Source organism: Pseudarthrobacter lactosi (assembly GCF_055412785.1).
In genome coordinates this window covers 259,917-284,386 of record NZ_JBVAYS010000003.1, presented here as the reverse complement: position 1 = coordinate 284,386, position 24,470 = coordinate 259,917, and the positions used below count along the sequence as shown (strand labels likewise).

Here is a 24,470-nt window from a genome sequence, read left to right as displayed (position 1 = left end):
ATCATGACCACTTCCATCGAAAACACCGCTTCCAGCCTGCCCGGCGAGACCCGCGCGGCAGACCCGCTCACCGGCAAAACGCCCGACGGCGGTACCGGGCTTCCGCCCGCGGTTTCCGTCCGGCAATCCAACCGGAGCCTCCTGCACGGGCTGCTGACCAACAAGAAGGCCATGACCGGCGCGGCCATCCTGTTCGTTTTCATCGCGCTGGCGCTCCTGGCCCCGGTGCTGTTCCCGGACAACCCGTCCAAGATCACCGGCATGGCGTCACAGGAGCCCGACGCCGAATACTGGCTGGGCACCACGGCCAAGGGCCAGGATGTCCTGGCCCTGACCATCCACGGTTCCCGCAGCTCCCTGTTTGTGGGCCTGACCGTGGGGTTCGCCTCCACGTTCATCGGCATCCTGGTGGGCCTCGCCTCGGCCTATTTCGGTAAGTTCATCGACGAGGCACTCTCCCTCACCACGAACGTGTTCCTCCTGCTGCCGGGCCTGCCACTCCTGGTGATCCTTGCCGCGTTCCTGCCGCCCGGCCTTGGCACCGTCATCCTGGTCCTGGTGGTCACGGGCTGGGCCGGCTCTGCCCGGGTGCTGCGCTCCCAGGCGCTGTCCATCCGGTCCAAGGACTTCGTGGCCGCTGCCGTGGTCACCGGCGAACGGCCGCTCAGGATCATGTTCGGCGAAATCCTGCCGAACATGGCGTCCATTGTTATGGGCACCCTCCTGGCCTGCATCATCTACGGCATCGGCGCCCAGGCCGGCCTGGAGTTCCTGGGCCTGGGCGATGTAAGCACGGTCTCCTGGGGCAACAACCTCTACTGGGCCGGCAACGAAGGTGCGCTGCTGACCGGCAGCTGGTGGGTCTTTGTCCCGTCCGGCGTGTGCATCGCGCTGGTGGCCTTCTCGCTGGCGCTGATCAACTACGCGGTGGACGAGGTTACAAACCCCCGCCTCAGGAAAATCAAGAAACCCAAGCCCGTCCCCACCGGAAAGCGAGCAGCGGCATGACCGTCTCACAGACCTCCCTCGGCTCGCACCAGCCCGTCCTGGAGATCAAGGACCTCACCGTGAAGTACCGCGGCGACACGCGGTCCACCACCGCCGTCGACCGCGTCTCCTTCAGCATCGGCGCTGGCGAGATCTTTGGCCTGGCCGGTGAATCCGGCTGCGGCAAATCCACCATCGCGAACGCCATCATGCGGCTGCTACGCGACCCCGCGGAGATCGCCGGCGGCAGCATCCGTTTCGGCGGCAGGGACGTCCTGACGCTGGGCAAGGAGGAGCTCCGCCGATTCCGCTGGCAGGACGTGGCCATGGTTTTCCAATCGGCCATGAACTCGCTGAACCCGGTGATGACCATCGGCGACCAGATCGTCGATATCTTCACCACGCACGCCGGCTACTCCCGCAAGGAGTCCCTGCGGCGGGCGGCCGAACTGCTGGAACTGGTCCGGATCGATCCCGCCCGGCTGAAGTCCTACCCGCACCAGCTGTCCGGCGGCATGCGCCAGCGGGCTGTCATCGCCATGGCCGTGGCGCTGAAGCCCTCGCTGCTGATCCTCGACGAGCCCACCACCGCCCTGGACGTGGTGGTGCAGCAGGAAATCATGGCCCAGATCAAGGACCTGCAGCACCAGCTGGGCTTCTCCGTCCTCTTCATCACGCACGACATGTCCCTCATGGTGGAACTCTCGCATCGGATGGCGGTGATGTACGGCGGCAGGATCGTGGAAACGGCCAAGTCCAGGGACATCCATACCGCTCCGCGCCACCCGTACACGCAGGCGCTGATGGGAGCGTTCCCACCCCTGACGGGACCTCGTGTGCCGCTCACCGGCCTGGCCGACGGCGTGAAGTTCAGCAACATCGCCGACCTCCGGGAAGCGGCTCCCGGGCATTTTGTCGCCCCGGTCTCCCAGGCTCAGTCGGCCCAGAACGAGCCCGCCCTGGAAGGAGCTCACTCATGAGCAAGCACAGCGAAACACCGGCCCTTGAAGCCCCAGCCCTTGAGGTACGGGGCCTGGTCAAGGATTTCCACAGCGGCGGGCTGTTCTCCCGCGCGGCCGTGCGAGCCCTTGGCGGGGTGGACCTGAGCATTGGCAGGGGTGAAATCGTTGCCCTCGTGGGCGAGTCGGGTTCCGGCAAGAGCACCCTCGCCCGCTGCATTGCGCGGCTGGAACGGCCCACCGCCGGCCAGATCCTGCTGGACGGAAACGACGTCCTGAAACGGGACCGGTTCCAGGCATCCAAGGAATACCGGGCACAGGTGCAAATGGTGTTCCAGGACCCCTTCGGCTCGCTTAACCCGGTCCACCGGATCGAACACTTCCTGACGCGTTCCCTCACCCTGCACGGAAAAGCCGGGACCCCGGACCAGCTGCGGACCAGGCTGGACGAACTGATGACCACCGTGGGACTCACCCCGGACATGCTCAATTCCTACCCGCATGAGCTCTCCGGCGGCCAGCGCCAGCGCGTGGCCATCGCCCGGGCGCTGGCCGTGGAACCCGAGGTGATTTTGGCCGATGAGCCCACCTCCATGCTGGATGTCTCGGTCCGGATCGGCATCCTCAACCTGCTGCGCGGGCTCCGGGACGAGAAGGGCATCTCCATGCTCTACATCACCCACGACCTAGCCTCAGCGCGGTACCTCGCGGACCGCATCGCCGTGATGTTTGCCGGCGAACTCGTGGAGGAAGGCGAATCGCTGGAACTCCTGGCGAACCCGGCCCACCCCTACACCCGGCTGCTGGTATCGGCTGTTCCGGACCCTGCCCGCACCGGATCCTACGATCCGTCCGAGCGGGCCGAGCTGCGGGCGGCGGTGATGGAACCGACGTCGTGCGCTTACGACGGCGACCCCCAGCAGCTGTGCTCCGCCGCCGAACCCGTGCGGCACCAGGTGGGCGATCCTGCCCACAGGCACTGGGTCCGCTGCCATCTCTACCGCCCGCCAGCCGCTGCATCCAGCCACGCGTTGGCCACCGACCCCCTGGAAGAGATGGCTTCCGCATGACCGGCCTGGCCCATCCACTGGCCACCGTGCCGCAGGACGAACTCGTGATCCGCGCCGAGGCAGACCCGCACCGGCCCCGCTTTCACTTCGTCTCGCCCGCGGGCTGGCTCAACGATCCCAACGGGGTCAGCCAGTGGAACGGCACTTTCCACCTCTTCTACCAGTACAACCCGGAGGGCGCCTTCCACCACCGCATCCTCTGGGGCCACGCCACCAGCACCGACCTGGTCACGTGGACGGATCAGCCGGTCGCGCTGGAACCCACGGACGGGCCGGACTCTCCGGACGCTGACGGCTGCTGGTCCGGCGTGCTGGTGAACGACGCCGGCACGCCCACCCTGGTGTATTCGGGCCGGCGCGGCGAACGCGAACTGCCGTGTGTGGCGGTCGGCTCGCCGGACCTGCTCACCTGGACCAAAGCGCCGGAAAACCCGGTGATCGCCGCCCCGCCGGCCGGGGTGGACGTCACCGCCTACCGTGACCATTGCGTGTGGCGCGAGGGTTCCCGCTGGCGCCAGCTGGTGGGCTCGGGCATCCGGGGCCGCGGCGGCACGGCGTTCCTGTATGAGTCGGCGGACCTCCGGACCTGGAACTACATCGGGCCGCTGTTGATCGGCGACGCGTCCGCCGGTGATCCCGCGGCGACGGACTGGGAGGGCACCATGTGGGAGTGTGTGGACCTGTTCCGTGCCGGCCCCGGGTCGCTGGGGGATGCAGCGGCGCCGCTGGGGGACGGTGGCCCGGCCGACGACGTGCTCGTCTTCTCCGCCTGGGACGACGGCGACACCCGGCACCCGCTGTACTGGACCGGGCGCTATTCCGGAGACTCCTTCGAGCCCGCCGCGCTGCGCCGCCTCGATTACGGTGGGCGGTATTTCTACGCACCCCAGTCGTTCGCCGACCACGCCGGCCGCCGTGTGATGTTCGGCTGGCTGCAGGAGGGCCGGACGGACGAGGCCATGGTGGAGGCCGGCTGGTCCGGCGTGATGAGCCTGCCGCGCGTGACGACGCTGGATGCAGACGGGGAACTGGCCTTCACCCCCGTGCCGGAGATCGAGTCGCTCCGCCGGGACCACGTCAGGATCGGGCCCCGGGAAGTCGCCGGCAGCAGTGTTCTCGCCGGCGTGTCCGGCAACCAGCTGGACCTGGAACTGGACGTTGAACTGGAGCCGGGGAGTGTCTTCCGGCTCGGGATTCTGGCTTCCGGCGTCACTCCGGCCGGAACCCGCCCCTGCCCGGCCGAGGAGACGGTCATCGAGGTGGGCCGCGCCGCCGGAAGCAGCGGGGAGTCCTGGCTGCGGTTGGACCGTTCGGGCAGCAGCCTGGACCGCTCTGTGGACGCGGAGGAGCGGTCGGGGCCGGTATGGCTCCCCGCCGGCAAGCTTCACCTTCGAGTCCTCGTGGACCGCTCGGCGTTGGAGATCTTCGCCAACGGCAAGCCCCTGACCGCTCGCGTCTATCCCACCCTGGGCGGGACTGCCGTGCGGCTGTCCGCCGACGGGAACGTGCGCCTGCGGCAGCTCGACGCCTGGCGGATGGAAGGGATCTTCGGCGAACCGCGCCCCCTGTTCCCCTAGATACCGCTGCAACCTATTTCCATGATCAAAGGTGATCTGAATGTCAAAGAGACTCGTTGCAGGAATCACTGCCGCCGCCCTTGGGCTCGGCACGCTCGCCGCCGGGGCCGTGCTGGCACCGGCAATCCTCGCCGGTCCAGCGCAGGCTTCCGCTGGCGCGCCCATCACGGTGAACAGCACCACCAGTCCTATTCCCGATGCCGTGGGGCTTGGCGGATCCTGGACGCGGAATGTCCAAGGCGGCTACACCGCCGTGGTGCCGTCGGGGCAGAATGCCGCCGCCGTCAGCGAACAACTGATCAATGGGACCGGCCGGTACACGGCCGAAGTGTCCGTGGACCCCGGCAGTCCCCACGGTGTGGGCGCACTGCTCTTCCGGGCCGCCGCTGATGCCAGCAGTGGCTATGCGGCGACGATTGACCCCAATCTTGACCGGGTCAGGCTCTTTGACCTTGCCACCGGCGAAGACGTGGTTCCGCCGGCCGCCCTGCCCCTGGACACGGGACAGAACTACTCGGTTGACGTCCACGTGGACGGTCCGCGCATCAACGTTGTGGTGGACGGAGTGGAACGCCTGGATGCGATGGACCAGCGGTATGAAAGCGGACACTTGGGCCTGCACGCCTACAACGGCGAGGTGCACTTCGGGCAACCGTCCGCCCGCTCCATCGAGGCGAACGTCACGGGCTGGACCGCCTCCGGCGCCGGCTGGCAGGCATCCGCCACAGGCCTCCGGGGCGTGGCGGCTGCCGGTGCGAATCTCACGGCCATTGCTGGTGACCAGAGCCCGCAGGTCACGGATTTCACCACGGATGTCCAGATAACTTCCGCCCATGCCGTGGGAGCCGTCCTGTTCCGTAGCAACAGTGCAGGCAGTGCGGGCTATGCCGCGGAGGTGGATCCGAATGCGGGGCGGCTGCGACTGTACCGGATTGAAGACAACGCCACGCTCGGCGTCTTCACCACCCCTATCGCCGCCAACCAGGTCTACCGGCTCCGGGTGACGGCCGACGGCGGCCGGCTCGCCGTCCACTGGCAGACCGACTTCCTGGACCCGGACGGCTTCGCCCCGGTCATCACCGCGGAGGACGCAGCCCATGGCTCCGGGCACGTGGGAGTCCTCTCCTACAACGGGGAGTCCGTCTTTCAGAGCCTCACGCTCAAGGGGCTGGAAAGCTCCCTCCAGGGCTGGCGGACTGCCTCCGGCGGCTGGGAACCCGACGCGAGAGGCCTGCGCGGCGCCGCGGATGGGGCGGAAGCCGCGCGCTTCATCCCGGCAGTGGCGTCCGACGTCGTGGCGTCCCTGGACCTGGACGTCGCCGCCCCGGCGACAGCCGCCGTCGTGGTCCGCAGCGGTGCCGACGGCAGCGGCGGTACAGAACTGAGGATCGACCCCGGGGCACGGACCGCGGTCCTGAAGGAGCGGACCACCGGAACGGTGCTCGCAAGCGGCCCCCTGCCGCTGGACAGCTTCGCCGTCGGCCAGCTGAACCGCATCCAGCTCACCGTCCGGGGGACGGAGGCCACCGCCCTGATCAACGGCATCCAGGTTGTCAGCGGGCCGGCCGGGAGCGCCGCGGGCAGTGGCTTCGGGCTGCGTGTCAGCGGTGGCGGCGCCTATTTCCAGAACGTCCGCGCCGATGACGTCGTCGCCTACATGAACGGCCTGTACCAGCCCGGATACCACTACAGCCAGAACTCCGGCAACAGCTCGGATCCCAACGGCCTGGTCTATTTCGACGGCGAATACCACTTGTTCCACCAGGACCGCGGCCGCTGGGCCCACGCCGTGAGCACGGACCTGTTGCACTGGAAACAGTTGCCCATCGCGCTGCCGCACCTGGCGGCCGGGGAATCCTGGTCCGGTTCGGCCGTGGTGGACACCACCGACGCCAGCGGGCTCTTCGGCGGGGGACAGGGCCTGGTGGCCTTCTACACCAGCTTCAACCACGACGCCCCCAACGGAAACCAGTCGGTGCGGGCTGCGTACAGCAAGGACCGCGGGCGGACCTGGGCGGTTGTCCAGGATGCGCCAGCGGTGGAGAATCCCGGCGGGCCCGACGGCGGCTGGGACTTCCGGGACCCGAAGGTCACCTGGGACGCTGTGGCGGGACAGTGGATCATGGTGGTGGCCGCCGGCGACCACCTGCGGTTCTACACCTCCGCCAACCTGCTGGAATGGACCTTCGCCAGCACGTTCGGCTATGGCCAGTGGGTGCGCGGCGGAGTGTGGGAATGCCCCGACTTCTTTGAACTTCCCGTCGACGGCCAGCCCGGCGTGAAGCGCTGGGTGCTCTGGTGGAGTACCGGGGCTGTGCGGTCCACTAACGGTTCGGCGGCCCAGTATGTCACCGGTGCCTGGAACGGGACGGCGTTCACTCCCGATACCGGCCCGGAGCAGGTGCTGCAGGCCGATGCGGGCCGCGACTACTACGCGGCGATGAGCTTTTTTGGTGCTCCGGACGGCCGCCGCATCATGCTGGGCTGGATGAGCAACTGGGACTACGCCTTCAGCCCGCCCACAGGCCGCTGGAACGGCCAGCTGAGCGTTCCCCGCGAAGTCAGCCTCAAGGACGTGCCGGGACGTGGGTTCAGACTCGCCCAGGAACCCGTACCGGAACTCACCAGCCTGCGGACCTCCACCTGGCAGGCCACAGATGTCACGGTCACTCCCGCGTCGGCCAACCCGCTGGCAGCCGCTGCCGGGCGGTCCTTTGAGCTTGATGCAGAGGTGGGCATCCCCTCGGCCGGCGGCGCGTCGGCATTCTCCTTCGGACTCCGCAAGGGGACCGGCGGGAGTGCCGCACAGGAGACCCTCCTTCGCTACGACGCCGGCGCCGGAACACTGACCGTGGACCGCGCCGCGTCCGGCCAAAAGGACTTCACAAAGTATTTTGCCGGGAATCCGGCTGATAACTCCGGCACGCTGTGGCATTCCTCCACTGTTGCGTTGGCCGGCGGCGGTACAGAACGCCGGATCAAAGTGCGGGTCCTCGTGGATTCGTCCTCCGTGGAAGTCTTCGGGGGTGACGGCACAGAGGCACTGACCTCGCTGATCTTCCCCGACCCGACCGCCACGGGGTTGTCCTTCAGAGCCAGCGGCGGCACGGCCCGGCTGGTATCGGCGAAGGTCCACCAGCTCGCGGACACGTCCCGCCTGACCACAGCACCGCCGTCGCAGGTTTTGCCGGCACCAGCAGGCGCGGCACGCCACAACCTGGGTTCCTACTCCGTGGTTCCAGGGGGCCGCTGGGAAAGTACGGGAGCCGGGCTGGCAGGAACGTTTGACAAAGATTCCACAGTGCTGAGCGCTGGAACGTACGCCAACGTGAAAGTCGAGGCGACAGTCCGTTTCGGCGGCCAGCCATATGGCGGAACACTGCTCAACCGCGACAGGGCACCCGAACGCGGCTATGGGGGTGCCGGCTCAGTCCTGCTCAGGTCGTCAGCCGATGCCTCCACCGCCTACTACGTCAACCTGGATCCGAACCTGCGCCTGGCCCGCATTTTCAAGCTGGAGAACGGCTCCTTCAACCCCACCACGAGTGTCCTGGCGAGCGTTCCACTGCTCCTCACGCACGGGGTGAGCTACCGGCTGGAAGCGCAGGCAGAGGACGGCCAGCTTACCGTGAGCCTCGACGGCGCCCGGCTGATCAACGTGGTTGATACCGCTGTAGCTTCGGGAAAAGTAGGGCTGAACGTTTTCGACGGTCGTGCCGCGTACCAGGACGTCAAGGTCACCGCTCTTCCCTGATGCCTGCGCCGGCGCCGCGGCCGGTGCAGGGCGAGCAGCAGGCAAACGGCGCGTGAATCTTGTCACTAAGACAGATTCGAAACTGCAACATTTGACGCAGCCACGCCGATATGAAACGCGCGCGTACTGAGAAATGTAAGCGCTTGCACAAATCGGCGCCCGCAGCGGTTAATGGCTACTGAAACACGGTTTGGCAGGCCCCCGCAGGGTGCATAGCGTAGAGGTTGGCCAGACAGCAGATATCGTTCCTGGCCACGCACGGGGCCCTACCCAGCCCCGTATCCCCTCGATACAACGACGTCCTCGATGACGCCTGTTGTGTCTTCGGGTCGCCGGAGTTTCGGGGAACAGGGCATTAGCCCGTCTTCCACGAATAGTTACAACTCCGCGAGAAGAGCAAAAAATGCACAAGCACCCCCAATCACCCCGGATGCTGCGGTGGCGCTCTGTCGCCGCAGCACTGGCGGCAGCTGTGGCAGCCTCGGTCTTCCTGACCGTTCCCTCAGCACAGGCCAACGAGCCGTCGGATCCTCCGGCCGTGCAGCAGATGCCCGCCCCAACACCAGGGTTCCCCCTGCCCACCCCGCACAGCCAGCAGGCATATGACCCGGCGTCGGACTTCACCTCGAAGTGGACCCGTGCGGACGCCAAGCAGATCATGGCGCAAAGCGATTCCACGGTTGCTCCCGGCACGAACTCCATGAGCCCGGACGTCACCATGCCGGAGATCCCCGAAGACTTCCCCACCATGAATGACGACGTCTGGGTCTGGGACACCTGGTCGCTCACGGACGAAAACGCGAACCAGATCAGCTACAAGGGCTGGGACGTCATCTTCTCCCTCGTCGCCGACCGCAAGGCGGGCTACGGCTTCGACCAGCGCCACTGGAACGCCCGGATCGGCTACTTCTTCCGGAAGACCAACGCTGACCCGGCCAAGGACAAGTGGAACTACGGCGGCCATGTCTTCGCCGACGGCGCCTCGATCGGCAACACCGAGTGGTCCGGTTCCACCCGCCTGATGCAGGGCAACAAGGTCAACATGTTCTACACGGCCACCACGTTTTACGACGTGGCCGAGCGGAACGCGGGCGGCGGCGGCATCGCCCCCGACGCTGCCATCGCCAAGGCCCTTGGCAACATCCACGCCGACAAAAACGGCGTCAGCTTCGATGGCTTCACGCACACCAAGCTCCTTGAGCCGGACGGCAAGATGTACCAGAACAAGGCGCAGAACCCCGGCTTCGCTTTCCGCGATCCGTACACGTTCGAGGACCCGGCACACCCCGGCAAGACCTACATGGTCTTCGAAGGCAACACCGGCGGTACCCGTGGAGAATACGAGTGCAAGGCCGAGGACCTCGGCTACCAGCCGGGAGATCCCAACGCCGAGAACCTCGACGAGGTCAACAGCATCGGGGCCTACTACCAGACCGCCAACGTTGGCCTGGCAGTGGCGGACAACAAGGACCTCACCAAGTGGTCCTTCCTGCCTCCCCTCCTTTCGGCCAACTGCGTGAACGACCAGACGGAACGCCCGCAGATCTTCATCCAGAACGAAGGCGGCAAGAACAAGTACTACCTGTTCACCATCAGCCACCAGTTCACCTACGCGGCCGGAATGCGCGGCCCCGACGGCGTCTACGGCTTCGTGGGCGACGGCGTGCGCTCGGACTACCAGCCGATGAACAACAGCGGCCTGTCCCTTGCCTCACCGACGGACTTGAACCTGCCGTCCGAATCCCCGGAGCGGCCAACCCCCAGCCAGAATGGGCGCCAGTTCCAGGCCTATTCGCACTACGTGCAGCCGGGCGGCCTGGTGCAGTCCTTCATCGACAACGTGAACGGTGTCCGCGGCGGATCCCTGTCACCCACCGTGAAGATCAACTTCCGCGACGGAATTTCACAGGTTGACCGCACGTTCGGCCAGAACGGCCTTGGCCCGTTCGGCTACCTGCCCACCAACCTCAACGTTGGCGGTGCTGGCCACTACAAGTGACCTGCACCATCGCTAGCGAGCACCATGGCTAGCCAGCACCGCCCCTGATCGGGGCGAAGTCAGTAAACGGGGACGTCCGTGACATTCACGGGCGTCCCCGCCTCAATTTTTAGGAACCCCGTGTTCTTCTTCGCCGCTTCCCGGCCGCACCAGAGCAGCCCGGGCAGACGCAGGTCCGGCAGGCCGGCGCTGGCCGCCGCCGCCCTGCTCCTGGCAGTGGCTGCTGTTGGCTGCACCGCTGATTCGCGCAGAATCAGGGCGGGAATCCCGACGCCGCCCGGGTGAGGGTTCCGGCCAAAGTGCCGGAACGTCGTCGGCCAATGACCCGTGGCGACTGGCCGCGCACCTGGGGCACTGACAACACCTCGGGGCTGGGCAGCAAGGCCCAGCCGGCCATGGTGGCCTTATATACGAGCGCCTAAAAGGACAATGCCCCGCTACCCAAAGGCTCCCAGGCCCAGTCCGCCGCGTATAGCCAGCCGCTGGGGGAGGACTTCGCCTCACGGTCCCAGCTCCTCGATGTTGAACTGACGCCGGGCAGTGCCCTGGATGCAGGCATCGAACTGCGCGGGCTCACGATCAGTTACCAGGCGCAGTCCGGCACGCTGACGGTTGACCGGTCAGCGGCAGGGAACTCCAAATTTTCCGACACGGACGCTTCGGTGTTCAGCGAAACCGGTAAAGCCGGATTTTCGCTGATCGGCCGGAAGCTGTCCTGACTCGCCGCAGATTCCCGTGCGTTCCACAAGCAGGGGATAGGGTTGGGAACAACAGAAGGGGAAGTGTCTGATGGAATACCAGAACCCACAACCCGATGCGGGCGTCGAGCGCCGGCTCGCTACCAGCCAGGTTGCTACCAGCCACCATGCCGCCAGCCTGGCGCCCGTGCCCGGACACGGCCGCACCGTGATCGCTGAGACCGCCGTGGCAAAGGTAGCCGGCATCGCTGCCCGTGCCGTGCCCGGCGTCTACTCGTTGGGCTCGGCCCCGTCACGGGCGCTGGGAGCCATCCGGGACGCCGTCGGCAGTTCGGACCATGCTGCCGGTGTCCGCGCCGAGGTCGGCGAGACGCAGGTGGCGGTGGACATCAGCCTGGTGGCCTCCTACGGCACGCCCCTGCATTCCCTGGCCGATCAGGTCAGATCAGCCGTTTACCGCGCGGTCGAGGAACTCGTCGGCCTGCAGGTCATTGAAGTGAATGTCGAAATAACCGATGTCTACGTGGCGCCGCCGGCGAAGGCCGGAGCCCCTGCCGTCGCCGAGAGGGAGGCACTGCTGTGAATCTGACCGTTGTGGGCATCGCCATGGGCGCGTTCGTAGCGTTTATGTCTTTCCAGTTCGGGCTGTGGGGCTTCCTGGTCTCGCTTCTCTTTATGGCCATCGGCGCCCTCCTGGGCCGCGCTGCGGAAGGGAAACTGGACCTGCGCGGCGTCCTGGATGCCATCATCGGCCGGCGCTCCTCGTCATGACGTCAGCGCCACCATCCATCCAAGGGCGGGTCCAGAGCGGACACAACCGCATCAGCACGCAGGCCCTGACCAGCCTTGCCAAGACAGCGGCCGCGGAAGCCCTCGGTGTGGAGCCCCACGATGTCCGGGCGGAATGGGCGGACGACGACGGCCTGCTGGCGTTGTCGCTGGTGTCACCTATCAGGATCCCGCCGCTGGCCACCGTGCTCAGGGACGCAGGCCGGGTCGCCGCGTTCGGTGGATCCATTTGGGACCGGACGGTCGATGCCAAAGCCAGGATCCTTTCGACGGTAACGGCCCTCAGCGGCGCCCGTCTGAGCAGGGTGGATATCCGTATCAGCGGGGTCAAGCCGATTGAGGGAGGCAGGGTTCAGTGAGCGGCGGAACAGTGGACGGAGACGTGGCGGATTCGAGGCCAACAAGCCGCGCCCGGGCCCGGCCGGAACCCAACATGCGCCGGGTCGTTTACCGGGAAACACATTCCTCGCGGGCTGCGGTGGCAACGGTGGCGGCCGTCCTGGTGATGGGGCTGGCTGGCTACGGTCTCCTCGAGGCGGCCGTGCACGCCATTGGGCAGCCGGCATGGCTGATCGAACCCCAGTTGGCGGCGGAGCGCATCGTTGCCCTGCCGGCGGGTATCCCGCCGTTGCTGCTCGGGGCCAGCGGCGCCGTACTAGCCATGGTGGGGCTGTTTTTCCTGCTCAACGCCGTCCTGCCGGGAAGTCGTGCCCGGCACGTGCTGAACGGCACCGGAAGTTCGTCCGCCGTGGTGGTCGATGACGAGGTCATCGCCTCCGCCCTGGCGCGCAGCGCCCGGCTCGCCGCCAATGTCACCCCGGAACAGGTCATGGTGGTGGTGTCCCGGCGGCAGGTCATCGTGAACGTGCGCCCCACGTCAGGTGTTCCAGTGGCCGAAGCAGCGGTGCTGTCCGCGGTCCAGGAAGAGCTCGGCGGGATGTCGCTTGTCCCGGTGCCTGACGTCCGCGTCAACATTTCCACCGTAGGAGTGATTGGCGCATGACGGCCACACCCTCGCTCCTCAACAGGATCCTGCTGGGTATCCTCGGACTGAAGCTGCTCGCGGTGGGCATCCTGCTCGTCCTGCTGGCAACCGTTCCGCCCCTGGGCACCTGGTGGCATGCCTGGTCCGGCGCGGCCTGGCGCAGCGTCAACCAGTCCTTCGACAACACCCGCTTTCCGGGACGTCCGGAAAGCTGGCTCTGGATTGTGATGGCGGTTGCCCTGGTGGTTCTGATCGGCCTGATGGTCGCCTGGATCGCCCAGCAGGGCAAAGGCCGGAGCAACCTGCTGGTGGCCGAGTACGATCCCGGGACAGTAGCCGGAGACGTGCGAATCAGTGGGGGAGTGGCGGAGCAGGCATTGAAGCACGCCTTGGCTGAACGGCCCGATCTGGCAGGTGCCACGGTCGCAACTTACGATGTGCAGGGCAGCCCCGCCTTGAAAATCCGGCTCCAGCCGCGTCAGGGCGTGGCGCCGCATCTCCTGGCGGCCGAGGTCTCGGCCTTGGTGGATGCGCTGGACCAAGTGGTGGGAAAACGGACGCCCGTCCTGATCCACATCGGTGCCGGTGCCAGGACACGGTTCAGCCGGGCCGAACGCGTCCGTTAGTGTGATGCGGGAGATATCTGATTGTGCCGATGCCGGCGGACATCGCCTGGTAATAGGCCACCACTACTGTCCGGATGGAATAACCGGGGAATCTAGGAGAACACCATGGGCGAGCACGTAACTGGCAGCGGAGCGGCAAACGAAGGCGTCGAAGGCGCGGCAGCAAAGGCCAAGGAGTTCGCGGGCGAAGCTACGGAAAACGTGAAGGAGTTCACGGGCGAAGCTACGGAAAACGTGAAGGAGTTCGCCGGCGAAGCTGCGGAGAACGTGAAGGAGTTCTTCGACGGTGACGTGGCTGAGAACGCCAAGGAGCTCGCCGCTGACGTGGCCGAAAACGCGAAGGAACTCGCTGGCGATGTTGCTGGGAACGCGAAGGAACTGGCGGGCAATGTGACCGAGAACGTCAAGGGGTTTGGCGCCAAGATCGCCGGTCTGTTCAAGGGCGGCAAATAGGACCATCCCTGGGGCATGCCCCACGATGCCTACACGGGCGCCGCGATCCCTCGGGAGCGCGGCGCCCTTCCGTCGTGCGGCCGTGGCAGCATAGCCGCACGTCCAAGGCTCCCCGCCGGTTGGGACAACAGCGCCGCCGCGCCCAACCCTCCCGGGCCGGGGCCTAGATCTCCTTTCGGACACAACCGTGTGTAAACGCTTGCATTTCTTGCCGGGGCCTGATTAGTGTGTGGTGCATACCACGTGAAGATGTCGGTCACCTTTGTCTCACCTGTTGAAGTTCTGTAACTCATCGAGGAGTCCTCAGCATGAAAAACCGCAAATACCTGCTTCCGGTAGCTGCCACCGGAATTCTGGCACTGTCCCTGACGGCATGTAGTTCCGGCGGGGGCGGTGGCGGCACCACCACCACTAGCGATTGCTCCGCCTACTCGAGCTACGGCAAGCTCGACGGCAAGACCATCTCCGTCTACTCCACCATCGTGGACACGGAAGCCACGAACCTGGAAACCGCGTTCAAGCCCTTTGAGGACTGCACCGGAGCCACCATCAAGTACGAGGGCAGCAAGGAATTCGAGACCCAGATCGGGGTCCGGGCCAAGGCCGGAAACGCCCCGGACGTCGCGATCTTCCCGCAGCCCGGGCTCATGGCCGACCAGGCCAAGGCCGGGAACCTGAAACCGGCTCCCAAGGCGGTCTCGGACCTGGTGGACAAGAACTGGTCCGCTGACTGGAAGAAGTACGGCACAGTTGACGGGGTTTTCTACACCGCGCCGATGCTGGCAAATGTTAAGGGCTACATCTGGTACGCCCCGAAGACCTTCAAGGACAAGGGCTGGGAAGTTCCCAAGACCTGGGACGAGATGCTGACGCTATCCAACAAGGTTGCCGATGACGGCGCCATGAAGCCGTGGTGTGCAGGCTTTGAATCCGGCGAAGCAACCGGCTGGCCGGGCACCGACTGGGTCGAGGATGTTGTGCTCCGTGCCCAAGGCCCCGAAGTCTACGACCAGTGGGTGACCCATCAGATCCCCTTCAACGATCCCAAAATCGTTGATGCGTTCAACAAGACCGGCGAGATCCTTCTTGACTCCAAGTACGTCAACGGCGGCTTTGGCGATGTGCGCTCCATCCTGACAACCGGCTTCGCGCAGGCAGGACAGCCAGTCCTTGACGGCCAGTGCGCCATGCACCACCAGGCCAACTTCCAGGCCGCCAACTGGCCGGAAGGCACCAACGTTTCCCCTGACGGCGATGTGTGGGCCTTCATGGCGCCGCCAATTGACGCCAGCAAGGGCCAGGCCATCACTGGCGGCGGCGAGATGGTGGGCGCTTACAAGGACACCCCCGAAGTCCAGGCGTTCCTGACCTACATGGCCAGTGCCGACTTCGCCAACAACCGTGTCAAGCTCGGTGGGGCGATCAGCGCCAACAAGGGACTGGACCCGGCCAGCGCCCAGACGGAACTCGACAAGCAGTCGATCGCCCTGTTGCAGGATCCGAAGACGGTCTTCCGCTTCGACGGCTCTGACCTGATGCCCGGTGCTGTAGGTTCCAACTCCTTCTGGAAGGGCATCGTTGCATGGATCAACGGCGCTCCCGCCCAGCAGGTTGCCGACAGCATCGAAGGCAGCTGGCCTAAGAGCTAACCTCCTCACATTGCGCCCTTGGGACTCCGAGTCCCAAGGGCGCAATGTTGACCCTGAACGAATTGATCCACGCACACCACGGAGGTTGGGCAATGGAGTTTCTTGGAGGAAAGTTTCTTCAAGTTTTTATCGCCTTAGCGGTTTTTGCCGCACTAATTGGGCTGATCATGCTGATTGTGGACAGGGCTCCCAAATCAGTCAAAGACAAACTAACGATCGTTGGCTTTTTGGCGCCGGCGGTAATCCTGATGCTCGTCGGCCTGGTTTATCCAGCCGTGCAGACATCGATCCTGGCGTTCACGAATGCCTCCGGACAACCAAACGGAGTCGATAACTTCGTTTGGATGTTTACCCAGCCCGAGGCGCTGGTGACGCTGCGCAACACCGTCATATGGACGGTGCTGGTGCCGTTGCTTTCCACCGGTTTCGGCCTCGCTTACGCGGTGTTCATCGATAAAGCCCGTGGCGAAAAAGTACTTAAGGCCCTGGTCTTTATGCCGATGGCCATCTCATTCGTTGGCGCCGGCATTATCTGGAAGCTCGTCTACGACTACCGTGGCCCGGGCATCGAACAGACCGGCGTTATTAACGCCCTGCGCGTCATGCTGGGAATGGATCCCAAGCAGTTCCTCCTGGATGCCCCGGAAAACACCATCTTCCTGATCATCGTGATGGTTTGGATCCAAACAGGCTTTGCCATGGTGATCCTTTCTGCTGCCATCAAGGGTGTTCCCATGGAACTGGTTGAGGCAGCTCGCCTCGACGGCGCCAACGCCTGGGAGCAGTTCCGCAACGTGACCGTTCCCGGCATCCGGGGCTCTTTGGTTGTGGTGCTAACAACCATCACCATAGCCACGCTGAAGGTCTTCGACATTGTCCGCACCATGACGGCGGGCAACTACGACACCTCAGTGGTCGCCAACGAGATGTACACGCAGGCCTTCCGTGCCGGCGAACCGGGCAGGGGCGCAGCACTGGCCCTCATCCTGTTCCTCCTCGTCCTGCCAATCGTGGTCTACAACGCCCGCGTACTCCGTCAGCAAAGGGAAATCCGATGACCGTCATGCCAGCGCCGGATGAGGCGGCCAACGCTTCCCGGACCCAGACGCGCAAAGACAAGGCCCGCCCCGCGACGCCGGAGGATTCTGCGCCGATAATGCGGCGGGTCAAGACCAAGCTGACCTCACGGTGGGCCACCGCGGCCGCCGTGATCATTGCGACGATCTGGACCGTGCCTACGTTCGGTCTCCTGGTATCCTCCATCCGTCCGGCGGCCAAACAGGTGGGCCCGCGTTCGGATGGCTGGTGGAACTTTTTCGCGGACTGGGATTTCACCTTCAAGAACTACGTCGATGTCACGGCCGCGGCAGGATCGCAGTCTGCGAACCTTTCGCAGTACTTCGTCAACTCCCTGGCAATCGTCATCCCCGTCACCGTGTTTGTCCTGGTGCTCGCGTCCATGGCGGCCTACATGTTCGCATGGGGCAATTTCAAGGGCCGCGAGTGGGCGTTCATCATCGTTTTCGCGTTGCAGATCATCCCGCTGCAGATGGCCCTTATTCCGCTGCTGACGCTTTTCACCCAGGTGCTTCAGATTCCGCCCGGATCCTATACCCAGCTCTGGATCGCCCACACCATGTTCGGGCTCCCATTGGGTATCTTCCTGCTGCATAACTTCATCTCGGAGATCCCGGGCGAAGTTATCGAGGCCGCGAAGGTGGACGGGGCAGGCCACACCACCATTTTCTGGCGGATCATCCTGCCGTTGTCCGTGCCGGCCTTGGCGTCGTTGGCCATCTTCCAGTTCCTGTGGGTCTGGAATGACCTGCTCGTGGCGCTGGTGTTCTCCGGTGGAACAGCAGACGTAGCGCCCATCACCCAGCGGCTCGCCGAGATCTCAGGTACCCGTGGAAACAGGGACTACCTGAACCCTGCGGCTGCGTTCGTGTCGATCATTGTGCCGCTCGCTGTGTTCTTCGGGCTGCAGCGCTACTTCGTCCGTGGCCTCCTGGCCGGCGGCCTCAAGGGCTGACTGCTCGCCAGGCTGACCCGCATACGGGCTGGTCAGACGCAAGGTGGCGGGCAGACAGGTAACACTGTGACGCCGGGCGGCCCGCCACCTAGCATGGCTTGGGGGCAATTGCATAGCGGATATAAAGTTTGAGCCCATGAGGGGAACGGTGGCGCGGATGGCTGAGAGGTCTCAACGGGGTGGCCACAGCGGCGTCAGCATTGAGGACGTGGCAGCGGCCGCCGGCGTATCCACCGCCACCGTTTCCCGGGCCGTGCGCGGGCTGCCCAGGGTTTCGCCCGCAACCCGGGAGAAGATCCTTGAGGTGGCGAGTGCCCTGGGCTACGTGGCATCATCGTCGGCGTCAGGACTGGCCACCGGCCGCACCAAGACCATCGGCGTCCTGGCGCCGTTCGTGAGCCGCTGGTTTTTCTCCAAGGCCATCGAGGGAGCGGACCGCGAACTTCACGCCCGCCACTACAACCTTTCCCTTTTCAACCTGGGAGGTCACGGCAGCAACCGTGAGCGCCTGTTCAGCAAGACCATGGTGTACAAACAGATTGACGCCCTGCTTGTCCTTTGTATGGCGCTCAGCCACGAGGAACTGGACCATCTCCAGAAGATTGATATCCCGCTGATCGTGGTGGGCGGCCATGTGGAGGAGTGCGCGTACATCGGCATCGACGACTACGCCGCTGCATCCGCCGCCGTCCGGCACCTGATCGACCTCGGTCACCGCGACATCGCCCTCCTGCACGGCGACGACGAAACAGACCTTAACTTCGACGTTCCCCGAGTGCGGATCCTGGCTTTCAAGGACGTCATGGCAGGAGCAGGGCTGCCCACCCGCCCCGAGTGGGACGAATGGGGCGATTTCACGGTCCGCAGCGGACAAGAAGCCTTCCGGCGCCTCTGGGCCCTGTCAGGCCCCAAGCCAACCGCCATCTTCTGCGCCTCCGACGAAATGGCCATGGGCGTCATCTTCGAAGCCGCACGCGTAGGCGTGCGGGTCCCTGAGGACCTTTCGGTGGTGGGGATCGATGACCACGATTTCGCCGACGCGATGGGCCTGACCACGGTGGGACAACGGCCCGACGAACAGGCCGAGCTGGCCACCAAGATGCTCATCGATGAGCTGGACGGCACCGTCGGAGCGGTCCAGTCCGCCGTCGCGCCCCATCAGCTCATTGTCAGGCGTACGACGGCGCCGCCTCCTTCCTGAGGAGGCGCTGCGTCGCATACGGTCCAGGAAGCCTGGGTCAGGACGCGCGGGCGAGTTGCCGGATGGGAATCCAGCGGGAGGCCAGCCTGCGGTAGGCCGCCGCGGCGCCCGTCATGTCGCCCTCTGCCAGGCATTCGATGCCCAGCCGGATGTCCATGGGCGACTCGTCCGGGTAGACCTTGTCCGCCACGGCGCCGTAGTCGAGTTCCACCATGGAATTGACGTGGAACAGCTCCAGCCATTCGGTCAGCTGCGCGAGGTCGTCCAGCATGTCCAGGTCCGGGGCGGCCAGCGCAAGGTGGGCCACAGCGTACCGTGCGCGTTCCATGGCTTCGGTGATGGGAGCCCACACCCTCACGGTGAGGATGCGGCCGCCTGATTCCACCACGTCCTTATGGTCGCCTTCCATAAACAGCGAGAACCAGCTGAAGGGGATGCCCCAGGTGGAGGCACGCGTATGCACGCGGATGGTGCCGTCACGTGCCTTGACCTGGTCAATGCGTTCCTGGTGTTTGTCCCGCTGCTCCTCCGGAATCAGCATCTCGGCCAGCGGGCCGTGGATGCCTTCCATGAGGGCATTGGCGGCGAGGCCGGCGCGCAGGACCAGCTGGCTGGGGCAGTACAGCAGGGTGCGCCCGGCTCCAGCGTCCCGCGCGCCGTCGCCCCCAGTGTCGGGCCCAAGGCGGGTACCGTCGCCTATCTCGGTACCCAGGCCGGACTCGGCACCCGGGCCGGCGGCAGCACCGGCGTCGGGCGTTCCTGCCTCCGGGGTCCGGCCCGGGGGTACACCGGGAATGCTGGTGACCCGGACCAGGTCCGTCCGCCCGGTGGGGAAGGGGTCCCCGCCGGAGCGGGTGATCCGGCCCAGCGAGGCCAGCAGTTCGGCGTTTTCGACGGCGGCCCGGGAGGCCGTGCGGGCCCCGGCGGTCCGGATGGCGTCCCGTTGTCCTTCCGGGAAGGCATCCAGCGGTTCGTAGACGCGCAGGGTAGAGGAGAACGGCAGGCCGGCTTGGCCCCGGTAGAGGTTTCCCGTCATTACAGTCTCCCTTCCTGGGCCCCGGCTGCAGCCATCAGTCCGCCAGATCCACCAGGACGGGGGCGTGGTCCGAGGCGCCCTTGCCCTTGCGTTCCTCGCGGTCGATCGAGGCGCCGGTGACACGGGCAGCCAAGGCCGGGGAGCCAAGGACAAAGTCAATACGCATCCCCTCCTTTTTGGGGAAGCGCAGCTGGGTGTAATCCCAGTAGGTGTACACGCCGGGACCGGGTGTGTACTGGCGTGCCACGTCGCTGAAGCCGGCTTCTTCGAAAGCGTGGAAAGCCGCGCGCTCCGGCGGGCTGACGTGCGTATGGCCTTGGGACAGGAAGAGGTCGATGTCCCAGACGTCCTCATCCAGGGGCGCGATGTTCCAGTCGCCCATGAGGGCAACCTGTGCGTCCGGGTTCGCGGCAACCAGGCTCTGGGCGTGGTCCTTGAGGGATTCGAGCCATTTGATCTTGTACGGCATGTGTTCGTCATCCAGGGATCGGCCGTTGGGCACGTAGAGGCTCCAGACCCGGACGCCGCCGCACGTGGCGGCCATGGCGCGGGCCTCCTGGACGGGGTCCTTGCCTTCCTTGCCGAATGCGGGCTGGTCCAGGAAGGTGCGCTCCACGTCCTCGAGGCCAACCCGGGACGCGATGGCCACGCCGTTCCACTGGCTGACGCCGAAGTGCGCCACCTCGTAGCCCATGCGTTCGAACAGCTCCCAGGGGAAGTTTTCGTCTTTGCATTTGGTCTCCTGGATCGCCAGGACATCGCAGTCGCTGCGCTGCAGCCAGGCCTCCACACGGTCAGCGCGGGCACGGAGGGAGTTCACATTCCAGGTAGCAATCTTCACAGTCCCTAACTTACCGAACTTGTTGCCCTGAGGTGTTGCCGCGGCGGGAAGGTGCCCGTAGAAACGGGGCGCCATGGCGCGGACACGCCGTTGAATCGTGTTGCTGCGCCCCGGATGCGGGTCAAAGTGCCCCGGGGCGGTTGCCGTTACAAAATGACGGGCGACGGCGACTGCGTGCGCCACGAGCGTTCGCGGCAGTATGGAATTTAGTAGGAAGTCCGAGTATATTCGCTTGCAGAGATGACCTGGATCACATGCGAAGGAGCATTGCATCATGGTGCGCGAACTATCCCATTACGTAGACGGCCAACGGGCGACCGGGACCTCCGGCCGGTTCAGTGACGTTTTTGACCCCTGCACGGGCCAGGTCCAGGCGCGCCTGCCGCTGGCCAGCGGGGAGGAAGTCCGGAACGTGGTGGCCGCCGCGGAGAAGGCGCAGGTCCAGTGGGGCGCCATGAACCCGCAGCGCCGCGGCCGGATCCTCCTGAAGTTCGTTGACCTCGTCAACGAGAACATGGATGAACTCGCCACGCTGTTGTCCTCCGAGCACGGGAAGACGTTCGCCGATTCCAAGGGCGATATCCAGCGAGGCATTGAAGTGGTGGAGTTCGCGGCCGGTGCCCCGCACCTGCTCAAAGGCGAGTTCTCCGACGACGCCGGTGCAGGCATCGACGTCCACTCGCTTCGCCAGCCACTCGGGGTGGTCGCGGGCATCACCCCGTTCAACTTCCCGGCCATGATCCCGCTGTGGAAGTCCGGACCCGCCCTCGCCGCCGGCAATGCCTTCATCCTCAAGCCCTCCGAACGGGACCCCTCGGTTCCGTTGCGCCTGGCCGAACTGTTCACCGAGGCCGGGCTGCCGGACGGGGTGTTCAACGTGGTCAACGGGGACAAGGAAGCCGTTGACGCGCTGCTCGAGGACCCACGTGTGAAGGCCATCGGCTTTGTGGGTTCCACGCCCATCGCACAATACATCTACGCCACCGCCGCTGCCCACGGGAAGCGCGCCCAGTGCTTCGGCGGGGCCAAGAACCACATGGTGATCATGCCCGACGCGGACCTGGACATGGCAGCCGACGCCCTCATCGGCGCCGGCTTCGGCTCCGCCGGCGAGCGCTGCATGGCCATTTCCGTGGCCGTCCCCGTGGGGGAGAAGACCGCGGACGCGCTGGTAGCCAAGCTGACCGAACGCGTCAAACACCTCAGGGTGGGCCACAGCCTGGACAAGGACTCGGACTTCGGGCCGGTAGTGGCGGCGAGTGCCAAGGAACGGATCGAAGGCTACATCCAGTCCGGCGTCGACGAAGGCGCCAGCCTGCTGGCCGACGGGCGCGGCCTCACGGTGGATGGCTACGATGACGGCTTCTGGGTGGGACCCACGCTCTTCGACCACGTCACCAAGGATATGAAGATCTACAAGGAGGAGATCTTCGGACCCGTCCTCAGTGTGCTCCGTGCCGCCGATTACGACGAAGCCCTCCGGCTGTGCTCCGAGCACGAATTCGGCAACGGCGTGGCCATCTTCACCCGCGACGGCGACGCCGCCAGGGACTTCGCCAGCCGGGTGGAGGTGGGAATGGTTGGCATCAACGTGCCCATCCCGGTGCCCATCGCCTATTACACGTTTGGCGGCTGGAAAGCGTCCGGGTTCGGTGACCTGAACCAGCACGGCGCCGATGCGTTCCGTTTCTACACCAAGACCAAGACAGTCACCACACGCTGGCCGTCCGGGATCCGCCAAGGCGCCAGCTTCATCATGCCGGAAGGCAGCTGATGACGGAGGTTCTGTTCGAGAAGCGCGGCCACCTGGGCGTCATCACGCTCAACCGGCCCAAGGCAGTCAACGCGCTGAACGCCGGCATGGTGGACGCCATGCTGGAACAGCTCACCGCCTGGGTGCACGACGACGGCGTGGCCACCGTCCTGGTGCACGGCGCCGGCGAGCGTGGCCTCTGCGCGGGGGGCGACATTGTGGCGATCTACCGGGACATTCTGGGCGGCGGCACGGAAACGGCTGACTTCTGGCAGGACGAATACCGGTTGAACTCCCTGATTGCCGCGTACCCCAAGCCGTATGTGGCCTTTATGGACGGCCTGGTGCTGGGCGGCGGCGTGGGAATCTCCGCGCACGGCTCGGTGCGGGTAGTCACCGAACGGACTCGGACGGGAATGCCGGAGACCACCATCGGGTTTGTGCCCGACGTCGGCGGGACCTGGTTGCTGGCGAAGTCACCTGGAGAGACCGGCACCCATGCCGCGCTGACCGGAGCCCACCTGACCGGGGCGGATGCGCTGTTCTTGGGCCTCGCGGACCACTTTGTCCCGTCGGAGAGCCTGCCGGAGCTGGCGGCGGTGCTCGAACACGAAAGTGCGGAAGCCGCCGTCGTACGTTTTGCCCAGGGCCCGCCGCCCTCCGGGCTGGAGGCGCAGCGCGACTGGATCGATGCCGCCTACGCCAGCGATGACGTGGAGGACATTGTCCGTCGGCTGCGGACTGCGGAGGGGGAATCGGGGGGCGCCCCGGGCGCGGAGCTTGCAACCGAGGCAACCGAGGCTGCCACGACCATAGAGGCGAAGTCGCCCACGGCCGTGAAGGTGACCCTGGAGTCGCTCCGCCGGGCCAAGGGACTGACGCTGGACGAAGCGCTGGCGCAGGAATACCGGGTGGGGCTTCGGTTCCTGGTTGCGCCGGACTTCCGCGAAGGGATCCGTGCGCAGGTAGTGGACAAGGACCGGACGCCGCAATGGAAGCCGGCCACGCTGCACGAGGTGCAGGCGGCGGACGTGGAACGGTTCTTCGCGCTGCTGGGGGACCGGGAGCTCAACCTGCACACAAAGGAGCCGGACAATGCCTGAACAAACCACCATCGCTTTCCTGGGCCTGGGCCACATGGGCGGGCCCATGGCGGTGAACCTGGTCCGTGCCGGCTACGCCGTGGCGGGCTTCGACGTGGTCCCCGCCGCCCTGGACGCCGCCCAAACACACGGCGTCCCCACGGCGGCAAGCCCGCTGGACGCCATCGCCGGTGCCGACGTCGTGCTGACCATGTTCCCCAGCGGCCAGCACGTGCTGGACGCCTACCGCGGCGCGGAGGGACAGCCGGGCCTGCTGGCCGAAGCCAAGCCGGGCACTATGTTCCTGGACTGCTCCACCATCAACGTTGACGAGGCACGGGAAGCCTCCGCGCTCGCCATCGCGGCCGGCCACCGTGCCGTGGATGCGCCTGTCTCCGGCGGCGTGGTGGGCGCGGAAGCCGGCACGCTGACCTTTATGGTGGGCGGCGAGACGGAGGACTTCGAGGCCGTCCGGCCGCTGCTCGAGGTGATGGGCAAACGCGTGGTCCACTGCGGCGCGCACGGCGGCGGCCAGGCTGCGAAGATCTGCAACAACCTCATCCTGGGCGTCTCCATGATCGCGGTCAGCGAGGCCTTTGTGCTGGGTGAGAAGCTGGGCCTGACGCACCAGGCGCTGTTCGACGTCGCCTCCAACGCCTCCGGGCAATGCTGGGCCCTGACCACCAACTGCCCTGTCCCGGGTCCCGTCCCCACCAGCCCCGCCAACCGCGACTACCAGCCCGGCTTCGCCGGAGCGCTGATGGCGAAGGACCTGCGGCTCGCGCTGAATGCACTCGAAAGCACAGGGGTGGCCGCAAGGCTGGGACCGCTCGCCTCTGAAATTTACGATACGTTTGCCGCTGAAGGCGGAGCCGGCCGGGACTTCTCCGGAATCATCACGGATATCCGCGACAGATCGCAGCATTGAGCACTATCTGCGGCACGCAACACCCGCAGGACGCAACATCCACGAACAGCT

The 24,470-nt window shown here is 65.8% G+C and carries 21 protein-coding genes; 19 read left to right on the top strand and 2 right to left on the bottom strand.

Annotated features, from left to right (window positions below; genetic code table 11):
- The first annotated feature begins 3 nt into the window (after positions 1 to 3).
- From ACZY0Q_RS14785 to ACZY0Q_RS14710, 16 genes are all read left to right on the top strand, one after another.
- Positions 4 to 1,008 carry an ABC transporter permease gene (locus ACZY0Q_RS14785; RefSeq protein ID WP_463917956.1) on the top strand — a complete coding sequence of 335 codons (1,005 nt, stop codon included), beginning with the start codon at positions 4 to 6 and terminating at the stop codon, positions 1,006 to 1,008.
- On the top strand, positions 1,005 to 1,967 hold the full coding sequence (locus tag ACZY0Q_RS14780; protein ID WP_463917954.1) for an ABC transporter ATP-binding protein: 963 nt from the start codon (positions 1,005 to 1,007) through the stop codon (positions 1,965 to 1,967). The genes ACZY0Q_RS14785 and ACZY0Q_RS14780 overlap by 4 nt, the downstream gene beginning before the upstream one ends.
- A complete protein-coding gene (locus ACZY0Q_RS14775) occupies positions 1,964 to 3,016 on the top strand; it encodes an ATP-binding cassette domain-containing protein (protein ID WP_463917952.1) in 1,053 nt (350 codons plus the stop codon). The genes ACZY0Q_RS14780 and ACZY0Q_RS14775 overlap by 4 nt, the downstream gene beginning before the upstream one ends.
- Positions 3,013 to 4,593 carry a glycoside hydrolase family 32 protein gene (locus ACZY0Q_RS14770; protein WP_463917950.1) on the top strand — a complete coding sequence of 527 codons (1,581 nt, stop codon included), beginning with the start codon at positions 3,013 to 3,015 and terminating at the stop codon, positions 4,591 to 4,593. The genes ACZY0Q_RS14775 and ACZY0Q_RS14770 overlap by 4 nt, the downstream gene beginning before the upstream one ends.
- 40 nt (positions 4,594 to 4,633) lie before the next feature.
- A complete protein-coding gene (locus tag ACZY0Q_RS14765; RefSeq protein ID WP_463917948.1) occupies positions 4,634 to 8,347 on the top strand; it encodes a glycoside hydrolase family 32 protein in 3,714 nt (1,237 codons plus the stop codon).
- 403 nt (positions 8,348 to 8,750) lie between these two features.
- On the top strand, positions 8,751 to 10,346 hold the full coding sequence (locus tag ACZY0Q_RS14760) for a glycoside hydrolase family 68 protein (protein WP_463917947.1): 1,596 nt from the start codon (positions 8,751 to 8,753) through the stop codon (positions 10,344 to 10,346).
- A 789-nt stretch (positions 10,347 to 11,135) separates the two neighbouring features.
- Positions 11,136 to 11,627, top strand: coding sequence for an Asp23/Gls24 family envelope stress response protein (locus ACZY0Q_RS14755; protein ID WP_463917945.1), 492 nt, complete (start codon positions 11,136 to 11,138; stop codon positions 11,625 to 11,627).
- Complete coding sequence (locus tag ACZY0Q_RS14750) at positions 11,624 to 11,815, top strand: hypothetical protein (RefSeq protein WP_111907359.1); 192 nt, start codon at positions 11,624 to 11,626, stop codon at positions 11,813 to 11,815. The genes ACZY0Q_RS14755 and ACZY0Q_RS14750 overlap by 4 nt, the downstream gene beginning before the upstream one ends.
- On the top strand, positions 11,812 to 12,192 hold the full coding sequence (locus tag ACZY0Q_RS14745) for a hypothetical protein (RefSeq protein WP_463917943.1): 381 nt from the start codon (positions 11,812 to 11,814) through the stop codon (positions 12,190 to 12,192). The genes ACZY0Q_RS14750 and ACZY0Q_RS14745 overlap by 4 nt, the downstream gene beginning before the upstream one ends.
- Positions 12,193 to 12,266: 74 nt before the next feature.
- Positions 12,267 to 12,836, top strand: coding sequence for a hypothetical protein (locus ACZY0Q_RS14740; protein WP_463918663.1), 570 nt, complete (start codon positions 12,267 to 12,269; stop codon positions 12,834 to 12,836).
- On the top strand, positions 12,833 to 13,444 hold the full coding sequence (locus ACZY0Q_RS14735) for a hypothetical protein (protein WP_463917941.1): 612 nt from the start codon (positions 12,833 to 12,835) through the stop codon (positions 13,442 to 13,444). Before ACZY0Q_RS14740 ends, ACZY0Q_RS14735 begins: the two co-directional genes overlap by 4 nt.
- A gap of 105 nt (positions 13,445 to 13,549) precedes the next feature.
- A complete protein-coding gene (locus ACZY0Q_RS14730) occupies positions 13,550 to 13,897 on the top strand; it encodes a hypothetical protein (protein WP_463917940.1) in 348 nt (115 codons plus the stop codon).
- Positions 13,898 to 14,205: 308 nt separating this feature from the next.
- Positions 14,206 to 15,546: an ABC transporter substrate-binding protein gene (locus ACZY0Q_RS14725; RefSeq protein WP_463917938.1), complete on the top strand. Its 1,341-nt coding sequence runs from the start codon at positions 14,206 to 14,208 to the stop codon at positions 15,544 to 15,546.
- A gap of 92 nt (positions 15,547 to 15,638) precedes the next feature.
- Positions 15,639 to 16,604 carry a carbohydrate ABC transporter permease gene (locus tag ACZY0Q_RS14720; protein ID WP_463918662.1) on the top strand — a complete coding sequence of 322 codons (966 nt, stop codon included), beginning with the start codon at positions 15,639 to 15,641 and terminating at the stop codon, positions 16,602 to 16,604.
- Positions 16,601 to 17,578: a carbohydrate ABC transporter permease gene (locus tag ACZY0Q_RS14715; RefSeq protein ID WP_463917936.1), complete on the top strand. Its 978-nt coding sequence runs from the start codon at positions 16,601 to 16,603 to the stop codon at positions 17,576 to 17,578. The genes ACZY0Q_RS14720 and ACZY0Q_RS14715 overlap by 4 nt, the downstream gene beginning before the upstream one ends.
- Positions 17,579 to 17,726: 148 nt before the next feature.
- Positions 17,727 to 18,779 (top strand): LacI family DNA-binding transcriptional regulator, encoded by a 1,053-nt coding sequence (locus ACZY0Q_RS14710; protein ID WP_463918661.1) that lies wholly within the window; start codon positions 17,727 to 17,729, stop codon positions 18,777 to 18,779.
- Positions 18,780 to 18,816: 37 nt separating this feature from the next.
- On the opposite strand, the gene ACZY0Q_RS14705 is transcribed toward ACZY0Q_RS14710, so the two are convergent.
- Positions 18,817 to 19,815, bottom strand: a complete 999-nt coding sequence (locus ACZY0Q_RS14705) for a DUF8083 family protein (RefSeq protein ID WP_463917934.1) — start codon at positions 19,813 to 19,815, stop codon at positions 18,817 to 18,819.
- 34 nt (positions 19,816 to 19,849) lie between these two features.
- The gene (locus ACZY0Q_RS14700) at positions 19,850 to 20,656 is read right to left on the bottom strand and encodes an exodeoxyribonuclease III (protein ID WP_463917932.1); all 807 of its coding nucleotides are present in this window, start codon (positions 20,654 to 20,656) and stop codon (positions 19,850 to 19,852) included.
- A 274-nt stretch (positions 20,657 to 20,930) separates the two neighbouring features.
- Here ACZY0Q_RS14700 and ACZY0Q_RS14695 point away from each other — a divergent pair, with 274 nt between their 5' ends.
- The 3 genes from ACZY0Q_RS14695 to mmsB are packed head-to-tail and all read left to right on the top strand — an operon-like array spanning position 20,931 to position 24,419.
- The gene (locus ACZY0Q_RS14695; protein ID WP_463917930.1) at positions 20,931 to 22,430 is read left to right on the top strand and encodes a CoA-acylating methylmalonate-semialdehyde dehydrogenase; all 1,500 of its coding nucleotides are present in this window, start codon (positions 20,931 to 20,933) and stop codon (positions 22,428 to 22,430) included.
- Positions 22,430 to 23,512 (top strand): enoyl-CoA hydratase/isomerase family protein, encoded by a 1,083-nt coding sequence (locus tag ACZY0Q_RS14690; RefSeq protein WP_463917928.1) that lies wholly within the window; start codon positions 22,430 to 22,432, stop codon positions 23,510 to 23,512. The genes ACZY0Q_RS14695 and ACZY0Q_RS14690 overlap by 1 nt, the downstream gene beginning before the upstream one ends.
- A complete protein-coding gene (mmsB, locus tag ACZY0Q_RS14685) occupies positions 23,505 to 24,419 on the top strand; it encodes a 3-hydroxyisobutyrate dehydrogenase (protein WP_463917927.1) in 915 nt (304 codons plus the stop codon). Before ACZY0Q_RS14690 ends, mmsB begins: the two co-directional genes overlap by 8 nt.
- Positions 24,420 to 24,470: the final 51 nt, after the last annotated feature.